Genomic DNA, 7,877 nt, shown 5'->3' on the forward strand with positions numbered 1-7,877 from the left:
AGGCCATCCTTATCGTGTGCCGACAAAGGGCCGGCTGACTGAGGTTGCGCATGAGTGGGCGTGAAACGATCACAAGTCGGCGCATCGTGCGGCGAGTCATATCGTTTCTTGCGGCCTTGTGTCTGGTCGGTGTGGTTCCGGCGGCGGTGCGAGCGGCGGGCGAAGCGGAGCCGGCCGGCCAGCGGATCGTTCGCGTCGTCGTGCAAGGCAACGAGCGCGTTAACACCCATCGCATCCTCGGCCAGATGCGCCTGCGCGAGGGCAGCACCTACACCCCGGAAGCCGCGGACCAGGATCTGAAGCGGATCATCGACCTGAGGGAGTTCGACAACGTCGTTCTCCGGCCCCAGCAGGAGGCGGACGGCCTGGTGCTCGTCGTGGAGGTGACCGAGAGGCCGGTTCTTGCGCGGCTGGAGTTTGTCGGCAACGAGCATTTCTCCGACAAGAATCTGGCCGAAACGATTGGCCTGAAGGAAGGCGAGCCGATCGATCAGCACCGGATCTTCACCGGCGCTCGGGCCATCGAGCAGAAGTACCGGGAGGCCGGTTACTATTTTGTCGGCGTGACGCTGGACGAGGATCTCCTGGCGGATCGTCAGGTGGCGCGCTTCACCGTGGCCGAGGGGCCGCGCGTCCGCGTCCGCAAGATCACGTTCGTCGGCAACCCGTCCATTCCGGCGGACGAACTCGGGAAGCGGATGGAGACGCGCACGTGGTTCCCGATCCTTGTGGCAGGCGTTTACGACGAGGACCAGGTCGCGCGCGACGTGATCGCCGTCCGGAACTACTACATCGAGCAGGGCTTTCTCGACGTTCGCGTTCAGCGGGAACTCCAGTTCAACGCCTCGCGCACGAACCTCACGATCCGCATCGTCATTGAGGAAGGGCCGCGGTACCGAATCCGTTCGTTGGCGATGGCGGGCGTCGAGCGGTTCAGCCGGTCGCTCCTTCAGAAACAGATGGAACAGGAAGCGGACCTGGCGCCCGGCGAAGCGTACACGGCCGACAAGGTTCGCGAGTCGGTCCGGATCATCCGTGAGACGTACGGCGAGGTGGGGTACATCGAGGCGGTCGTCCGGCCGGTGGTCGATTTTGCCGAGGAGCCCGGCCTTGTGGACATGACCTTCAAGGTGGAGGAGAAGCAGGCGGTGCGGATCGGCGAGATCCGGATTGAGGGTAATCGCTTCACGCAAGACAAGGCGATCCGTCGGAACCTGCGGTTTTATCCCGAGGAGCCGGTCAATACGAAGTTGATTGAGAAGGCGCGCAAGCGGCTCGAGGGGAGCGGCCTGTTCGCCCCCGGTTCGGTCCAGATCGGCACGCTTCCGACCGAAGATCCGAACGTGCGGGACATTCTGGTGCGCGTCGATGAGACCGAGACGGGGAACCTGATCTTCGGAGCCGGCATCAGCAGCAACAGCGGCGTCGTGGGCAACATCTCGTTCGTTCAGCGCAACTTCGACATCACCGACTGGCCCGAGTCCAACGAGGAGTTCTGGCGCGGCGAGGCGTTCCGCGGCGCGGGCCAACTGTTCCAGATCGTGCTCGAGCCCGGCACGGAACTCCAGCGCTATCGCGTCGATTTCCGCGAGCCGCACCTGGCGGACTCCGATTACAGCCTCTCGCTGAGCGGTTTCTTCTTCGAGCGCAAGCGCGACTCCTACGACGAGCGCCGCATCGGCGGCAACATCGGCTTCGGAAAGGAGATCCGCGAGGACCTTCAGGCCTTCCTGAACCTTCGCGTCGAGGGCATCGACATCCGCAACGTGGATGCCGATGCGCCGAAGGACCTCCTGGACGTCGAAGGCGCCAGTTCCCTCACCAGCGCCGAGGTGGGGCTCCTGAAGGACACGACCGACAGCATCTTCTTCCCGACGGAGGGGTATCGGCTCCGGGGGTCGGTCGAGCAGGCGGGCGCTCTCGGAGGCGACTACACGTTCACGAAGTTCGACGTGGACGCCCGGCGCTACTGGACGGTCACGCGCGACGTCCTGGACCGGCGGAGCGTGCTGTCGGTGCGCGGCCACCTGGGCTTTATCGGGGGCGACGCGCCGATCTTCGAGCGGTTCTACGCGGGCGGCCAGGGGAGCATCCGCGGCTTCGAGTTCCGCGGCGCGGGCCCGCGCGAGCGCGACACGGCGATCGGCGGCGACTTCCTGGCCCTCGCGTCCACGGAGTATTCGTTCCCGCTGTTTGAAAAGAACCTGACAGGCGTCTTCTTTCTCGACACCGGCACCGTCGAGAAGAAGATCGAGTTGAAGACGTTGCGCGCCTCGGTCGGGTTCGGCATCCGTTTCACCGTCCCATTCTTCGGGCCGGTTCCGTTCGCGTTTGACTTCGCCCTTCCGATCGCCAAGGACACCGACGATGAGACGCAGTTCTTCTCGTTCACGATCGGGACGGCTTTCTAGAGCGGCCGGGTGAACCGGCCCAGGTGGGAGTAGGCGGCCCGGCTCTCCGGGCGAGGACACGGGAAAAACAGGCAGCCAAAAGGAAAGGAGCATTTTATGAATCGGGTCTGGAGGATTGGAAGCGTGGGGCTGGGGGTCGTGCTCGTGGCGTTGCTCGCGGCGCCCGCACGGGCCGAGATCAAGGTCGGCCAGGTGGACATCGTGACGCTGGTGGACAACTACGAGCGCACCAAGGATGCTGAAGCCGACGCCAAGGTGGAAGAGGCCAACATGAAGGCTGCCGCCGAGCCGAAAATCAAAAAGGTTGAGGAAATCCGTCTCCAGCGCGACGGGTTCAATAAGGACAGCGAGGAATGGCGTCGGCTGGACGACAAGGCGTTTGAGGCCGAGGTTGAACTGCGAACCTGGCTGGCCGTCGAACAGGCCAAGATGGTCCGCAAGCGGCGCGACATGCTGCTGGACATCTACCGCGACATTCAAAAGGTCGTCAGCCGCATCGCCAAGGGAAAGGGGCTGGACTTGGTGTTCGCAAAGGCGTTTCTGACCCCCGGCCAGATTGACGTGGAACAGGTCCGGAACCTCGCGGACCTGAAACAGCACATTGTAGCGACGGCCTTGCTGTTCCCCGGCAACGTGACCGACGTGACGGACGAGGTTCTCAAGATCCTGAACGACGCCTACAGGGTGTCCAAGAAGCCGGCGGAAGGCGCACCGCCCAAGACTCCGGCCGAGGGTGCTCCCAAGGGCTGAATCGGCGTGGGCGAATCGGGGTGAATGGTCCCGGCCCGGCGGCCGCTGGTCGGCTTTGCCGGGCCGGTTGGTTCCTGTCGCATGGGTGGATTCGACCGGCCGGGCCGTGGAAGCGGAGGATGGCGTGGAGAGGTGCCGGCGTCGGCTTGGCGCGATGTGTCTCGGCGCCCTGGCGGTGGCGGGCTTGGCCGCCGCCGCGGACGCCGACGTGGCCCCCTGGCTGGGGCCGGGATGGAAAGTCCGCCGCGTCGTCGACGCCAAGGTCGAACCGTCCTCCTATCCGGGAGCGGAGGTGGCCGTTTGCATCTTCTACAGCGGCGGCATGATGAAGGCGGACGGCAGCGACCTTCGCGTCGCCGCCGAGGGCCGCCGACTCGTTCCCCATCGTGTGCTCGCGGTCGGCCCGGGCGACCTGGTGCGCATCGCGTTTGCCGCCACGCCGGGCACCGAGCGTTACTACATCTACTACGGCAACCCGGAGGCGGGACCGCCGACCGAAACGTGGGAGCCCGAGCGCGGCGTCCTGCTGGAGGCTCGCCAGTGGCCCGGCGGGCCCATGGACCGTCTCGGCGCGGTGCAGAAGATTTGGGAAAAGGCAAAACTGGCCGGCGCCGCTTTCGTGAGCCACATCAATTTCGGCTTTAACCCCTTTGGCGAGAGTGAAGCCCCAAGGATCTACCGTTACACGGGGTGGATAGTGGCGCCAGAGGCCGGGACGTACGACGTGGCCACGTCCAGCGACGAGGCCTCCTGGCTTCTGATAGACGGCAAAGAAGTCGTCTCCTGGCCGGGCGAGCACGGACCCCTCTGGGACGCCCGCCATGCCGCCAAATGTACCCTTACCCAAGGGGTTCACCGGCTGGATTACTGGCATGTGAACGGCGGCGGGGCGATGATGGCGGTGGCGGCGTGGCGCGTGCCCGAGACGGACCGTTTTGTGCCCATTCCGCCCAATGCGTTCCTTCCCGTCGCCCATGCGACTCTCGTGGAGACGGACATTCAGAACGAGCGGATCGTGGCCGACTTCTTCGTCGAGCACGCCGGCGAATCCTGGTGGCCGGACCACTATGCCGTCCGTATCCAGTTCAAGAACCTTTCCAGGGGGATCAGCCTGCGTCAGGGCGGTCGGTTCGATTGGGATTTCGGCGACGGCCAGACGAGCCAGGCGGCGGAGCCCGTTCACATCTACCTTGCCCCCGGAGACTACACGGTCACGCTGAAGGCGAGCCGAAGCGCCTTGGCCCACACGTTCCGGACGAAGGTCCGCGTGGAACGGAACTGGTGGAAACAAGCGGAGCGCGCGCTCGACCCCGTCAAGGGGTATGGCGAGGCCGTCGCGCGATACGATTTTCAGACGCTCGATCCGGCGAACCTGTTCCTGGCGGTGCAACTTTTCGATTACCAGAAGAGGAGCGATGCGCTCGTCGCCGCGGCGAGGGCCTTCGCCGTCGAGCGCGAGGGCGCCTCGGAGGCGGATGGGTACTCCGTCAGCCTCCTGCTCGGGAAATATCTTCGCGAATCCGGGGGCGCCAAAGAGGCCGTCGGGATCTATCGCCGGATGGAAGGGCGCACGAAGACGCCCGCTCAGAAAGCGAGGCTCGCGCTCGAGACCGCCGAGACGCTCCTCAGAAACCTCTACGAGTACGACCAGGCCGAAGGCCAGTACCAGCGGGTGCTGAAGACCTACGCGGCCGTCGCGGGCGACGAGGTCCTTCGGCGGGCCCACATCGGCATGGGCGACGTCTGGCGCCACCGGGGCAAGACCGATGAGGCCCGCCGGGCCTACGAGGCCGCCGTCGATATTCAAATCAAGGTTTACACGCCCGCCCAGGTGGCCGTCCGCGTCGGCACGCTCGCCCGCTACGTCGAGGAGTACACGCGCGAGCGCGAGTGGGAATGGGCCTTCCAGTTCCTCGACGAGTGGGCCTGGGAATTTCCGCTCGGGAAACTGGAGGGCCATTGGTCGTTGCTGAGGGTCCGCGCGCTGGTGGCAAAGGGCGACCGCGACGAGGCGCTCCGCGAAGCCCTCGACCTCCTGGCCGCCAACCCCACCAGCCCGTATGCCGTGCGGCTGCTGATGGAGGCGGCCGAATGCCAGGTCGCCCTTGGGTCTCGGGATCAGGCTCGGCGGCTGCTCGAGACGGCCGTCGAGGATTATCCGGAGGACCCCAGCCGCGAGGAGGCCCGCAACCGCTTGAAGGTGCTCGGAGGTGGCACGGAGGAGGGCGAGGGGGCCTCCAAGTGAGCCCTGCCGGTTGGGGCCGTCCAAAATTCTGTTGACCTGGGGGTGGCCAGTGCGGTAAATAGCCCTACCGGCGGATGAATGGGAACGGTTTGGGCAAACCTCCGCGAACGCCGGGGTTTGCCCCATGTTTTTTCACGCGGACTTGCAGCGGCTTCTCGCAAGGAGACGGGGATGAGTTTTGCCGATGCCGTCAGGTACAAGGCCATCGAACTGAGCCGCCATGTGATCCGAATGACTGCCGAGGCGGGTTCCGGCCATCCGAGTTCGGCCCTCAGCCTGGCCCACATCACCGTGGTCCTGATGTATCACCAGATGCGCCACGACGTCGCGAACCCCTGGAATCCCCTGAACGACCGCCTCGTCCTTTCCGAGGGGCATGCCGTCCCGATCGTTTACGCGGCCTATGCGGACCTGGGTGGCGTTGTCGGGACCGACCCGAAGAAGGGGCGCAAACTCGCCATCGACGATCTCTGGACGCTTCGGGAGCAGAGCAGCATTCTGGACGGGCACCCGAACCCGGCCGTCGGTTTTCCCTTCTTCGACGCTGCCACCGGATCGCTGGGGCAGGGCGTCAGCGTGGCCGCCGGCCTTGCCTTGGCCGCTCGACTCGACAAGATCGACAAAACCATTTACGTCCTCTGCGGCGACGGCGAGGTCCGCGAAGGACAAATCTGGGAAGCCCTCGACTTCATCGCCGACTATCGCCTCACGAACGTCCGCGTCGTCATCAACTCGAACGGCATGGGCCAGAGCGATTACGTCAGCCCACAGCAGAGCGCCCGCACGCTGGCCAAGAAAGTGGCGGCCTACGGCCTGCATCCGATTACGATCAACGGCCACGATCCGGTGGCCATCCGCAAGGCGCTCTCGGCCAAGGGGCCAAAGGGCAAGTCCGTCGTCGTCATCGCCAAGACGACCAAGGGCTGGGGCGTCCGCGAACTCCAGCAGGTGGGTTACCACGGCAAGCCGCTCTCCGTTGAGGACGTCGCGAAGGCCCTCGAGGAACTCCGCCTGCCGAAGAAGAAGCCCGCCTTCGAGTTGTGCCCGCCGATGCCCAAGGGCGAGATCCCGCGGCAGGACCGCAAGCCCATCCCGATGGCCGACCCCGATTTCGTCGCCCTGACCGAGGGCATGAAACTCCAGGCCAACGTGAAGAAAGGCAAACTGGCCACCCGGCACGCCTACGGCCTGGTGCTGCGCGAACTCGGACGCGCTTCGCCACGCATCGTCGCGCTGGACGGCGACGTCTCCAACTCGACGTTTTCGGAGTTCCTCGGTAAAGAGTTCCCCAACCGCTTCTTTGAGTGCCGCATCGCCGAGCAGAACATGGCTAGCGTGTCGGTGGGTTTGGCGGCCGGGGGCAAGATCCCCTTTGCCTCGAGTTTCGCCAAGTTCCTCGTCCGCGCCTATGACCAGATCGAAATGGCCGCAAACACCTGCGCGAACGTGAAACTCGTGGGCAGCCACTCGGGCGTCAGCCTCGGCGCCGACGGTCCCAGCCAGATGGGCCTCGTGGACGTTGCTTTCTTCGGCGCCCTCGCGAGCGTTAAGACGCCCAAGGGCAAGCCCGGCTGCGTCGTCCTCAATCCGTCCGACGCCGTCAGCGCCTACAAACTGACCGTCCTCATGGCCAATTACGAGGGGCTCGCCTACCTGCGGACCCTTCGCCCCGACACGCCGTTCCTCTACAAGCCCGAGGAGAAGTTCGACCTGGTCGGCCAGAAAGTCCTCGCCAAAGGCAAGGACCTGACGATCGTGGCGTGGGGCTACATGGTCCACGAGGCGCTGCGGGCGGCGAAGACCCTCCAAGGCGGGGGAATCGCGTGCGGCGTGGTGGACGCCTACAGCCTGCCGCTCGCCGACGGCTTCCTCAACGCGATCGGGGCGGGCGACGGCTCGACGCTGCTGGTCGTCGAAGACAATTATGCGGGTGGGCTCGGCGCCGCGGTGGCGGCAGCAGCCGGTCAGGTCCGCGGCCTGCGCACCGTGACCATGACCGCCGAGCGCATGCCGAAGTCAGCGAAGACGGCGGACGACGTTCTGCGGCACATCGGCCTCGATTGCGACGCCATCTGCCGCAAGGCTCGGGCGATCCTCGGCAGACAGGGGAACGGAAAACAGCAATGTATTTAGAACCTCTAACAAAATGGGTGGCACTGGCGGCTTTTCCGCCAGTGCACGGGCGGGCAAGCCGCCCGTGCCACCCGGCCATGATCATTTTGTTAGGCGCTCTTAACCGGACAGTTTTTTCTCTGCGGTCTCTGCGCTCTCTGCGTTGAAATGACGTTTAGAAAAGGGGGTGGGACGCCATGGCTTTCAAGGACCGGATTTGCGGTGACGGCATCACGTTCGACGATTGCCTGCTCGTGCCCGCTCTCAGCGACGTCGTGCCTCGCGACGTCGACACCTCTACGCAACTGACGCGCGAAATCCGCATCAACATTCCCATCGTCTCCGCCGCCATGGACACC

The 7,877-nt window shown here is 65.1% G+C and carries 5 protein-coding genes; all 5 read left to right on the forward strand.

The genetic code is table 11. From position 1 onward, the window contains the following. Nucleotides 1–50 precede the first annotated feature (50 nt). Complete coding sequence (gene bamA / locus NTX40_10100) at nt 51–2,411, forward strand: outer membrane protein assembly factor BamA (protein MCX5649423.1); 2,361 nt, start codon at nt 51–53, stop codon at nt 2,409–2,411. 96 nt (nt 2,412–2,507) lie between these two features. Then, complete coding sequence (locus tag NTX40_10105) at nt 2,508–3,161, forward strand: OmpH family outer membrane protein (protein ID MCX5649424.1); 654 nt, start codon at nt 2,508–2,510, stop codon at nt 3,159–3,161. Between the two features lie 124 nt (nt 3,162–3,285). Continuing rightward, the gene (locus NTX40_10110; protein ID MCX5649425.1) at nt 3,286–5,406 is read left to right on the forward strand and encodes a PKD domain-containing protein; all 2,121 of its coding nucleotides are present in this window, start codon (nt 3,286–3,288) and stop codon (nt 5,404–5,406) included. A gap of 171 nt (nt 5,407–5,577) precedes the next feature. Beyond that, nucleotides 5,578–7,539, forward strand: a complete 1,962-nt coding sequence (locus NTX40_10115) for a transketolase (GenBank protein ID MCX5649426.1) — start codon at nt 5,578–5,580, stop codon at nt 7,537–7,539. 176 nt (nt 7,540–7,715) lie between these two features. Beyond that, the coding region (locus NTX40_10120; GenBank protein ID MCX5649427.1) for an IMP dehydrogenase at nt 7,716–7,877 on the forward strand (162 nt) is incomplete at its 3' end.

It is taken from the genome of Planctomycetota bacterium (genome assembly GCA_026387035.1).
In the GTDB taxonomy this organism is placed as follows: Bacteria; Planctomycetota; Phycisphaerae; order FEN-1346; family FEN-1346; genus JAPLMM01.